The organism is Pseudomonas sp. Sample_24, from assembly GCF_004307605.1.
Taxonomy (GTDB): Bacteria; Pseudomonadota; Gammaproteobacteria; order Pseudomonadales; family Pseudomonadaceae; genus Aquipseudomonas.
This window is the reverse complement of sequence record NZ_RCNW01000483.1, coordinates 1-2,003: the sequence shown is the minus strand read 5'-3', so window position 1 is coordinate 2,003 and position 2,003 is coordinate 1. Positions and strand designations below refer to the sequence as shown.

Here is a 2,003-nt window from a genome sequence, read left to right as displayed (position 1 = left end):
GCCTCGGTCACCAACTGCTGGCCCTGGCCTCCGGCGCCAAGACCCTGAAAATGGGTCACGGCCACCACGGTGCCAACCACCCGGTCCAGGACCTGGATACCGGCGTGGTGATGATCACCAGCCAGAACCACGGCTTTGCGGTAGACGAATCGACCCTGCCAGCCAACGTTCGCGCGATCCACAAATCGCTGTTCGACGGCACCCTGCAAGGGATCGAGCGTACCGACAAGAGCGCCTTCAGCTTCCAGGGTCACCCGGAAGCCAGCCCTGGCCCGAACGACGTAGCGCCATTGTTCGATCGCTTCATCACTGAGATGTCCAAGCGACGCTGATCGCTCGCCCTGATGCAGCAAAGCCTGAGGGTGGTCCCGAACCGGCGGCCCCCTCAAGGCTTCACAGATTGAACAAGACGGCTTGCCGACTGACCTGCGGATTTGAGTGACAAACCCATGCCAAAACGTACAGACATTAAAAGCATCCTGATTCTCGGCGCTGGCCCGATCGTGATCGGCCAGGCCTGCGAATTCGACTACTCCGGCGCCCAGGCCTGTAAAGCCCTGCGCGAAGAGGGCTACCGCGTCATCCTGGTGAACTCCAACCCGGCTACCATCATGACCGACCCGGCCATGGCCGACGCCACCTACATCGAGCCGATCAAGTGGCAGACCGTTGCCAAGATCATCGAGAAAGAGCGTCCGGACGCGCTGCTGCCGACCATGGGTGGCCAGACTGCCCTGAACTGCGCCCTGGACCTGGAGCGCGAAGGCGTTCTGGAGAAGTTCGGCGTAGAGATGATCGGTGCCAACGCCGACACCATCGACAAGGCTGAAGACCGTTCGCGCTTCGACAAGGCGATGAAATCCATCGGCCTGGCGTGCCCGCGTTCCGGTATCGCCCACAGCATGGAAGAGGCCAACGCGGTCCTCGAGAAGCTCGGCTTCCCGTGCATCATTCGTCCGTCCTTCACCATGGGCGGCACCGGTGGCGGTATCGCTTACAACCGTGAAGAGTTCGAAGAAATCTGTGCCCGTGGTCTGGACCTGTCGCCGACCAAAGAGCTGCTGATCGACGAATCGCTGATCGGCTGGAAAGAATACGAAATGGAGGTTGTCCGCGATAAGAAGGACAACTGCATCATCGTCTGCTCGATCGAAAACTTCGACCCGATGGGCGTGCACACCGGTGACTCGATCACCGTGGCGCCGGCACAGACCCTGACCGACAAGGAATACCAGATCCTGCGTAACGCCTCCCTGGCGGTACTGCGCGAGATCGGTGTGGAAACCGGCGGTTCCAACGTTCAGTTCGGTATCTGCCCGAACACCGGCCGCATGGTCGTGATCGAGATGAACCCGCGAGTATCCCGTTCCTCGGCACTGGCTTCGAAAGCCACCGGTTTCCCGATCGCCAAGGTCGCGGCCAAACTGGCTGTGGGCTACACCCTCGACGAGCTGTCGAACGATATCACCGGCGGCAAGACCCCGGCGTCCTTCGAACCGTCCATCGACTACGTCGTGACCAAGCTGCCACGTTTCGCTTTCGAGAAATTCTCCAAGGCTGACGCGCGCCTGACCACTCAGATGAAGTCGGTGGGTGAAGTCATGGCCATCGGCCGTACCTTCCAGGAGTCCCTGCAGAAAGCCCTGCGCGGTCTGGAAGTCGGCGTGTGCGGTCTGGACGAGAAGGTTGACCTGCGCAACCCGGAAAGCATGAGCATCCTCAAGCGCGAACTGACCGTGCCGGGCGCCGAGCGCATCTGGTACGTGGCGGACGCCATGCGCGCCGGCATGAGTGTTGAAGACATCTTCGGCATGACCATGATCGATCCTTGGTTCCTGGTGCAGATGGAAGATCTGATCAAGGACGAAGAGAAGGTCAAGACCCTGGGCCTGACCAGTATCGACCGCGATCTGATGTTCCGCCTCAAGCGCAAAGGCTTCTCCGATCAGCGTCTGGCCAAGCTGCTGGGCGTGACCGAGAAGGCTCTGCGTCGCCACCGTCAC

General features: G+C 60.9%; 1 protein-coding gene and 1 pseudogene. Both read left to right on the top strand.

Annotation, left to right across the window (positions count from 1 at the left end):
• Window positions 1–332 (top strand): annotated as a pseudogene (locus D8V06_RS27915) (carbamoyl-phosphate synthase small subunit); the annotation flags it as partial.
• A gap of 117 nt (window positions 333–449) precedes the next feature.
• On the top strand, window positions 450–2,003 hold a 1,554-nt coding region (gene carB, locus D8V06_RS27910; protein ID WP_130932244.1), incomplete at its 3' end, for a carbamoyl-phosphate synthase large subunit.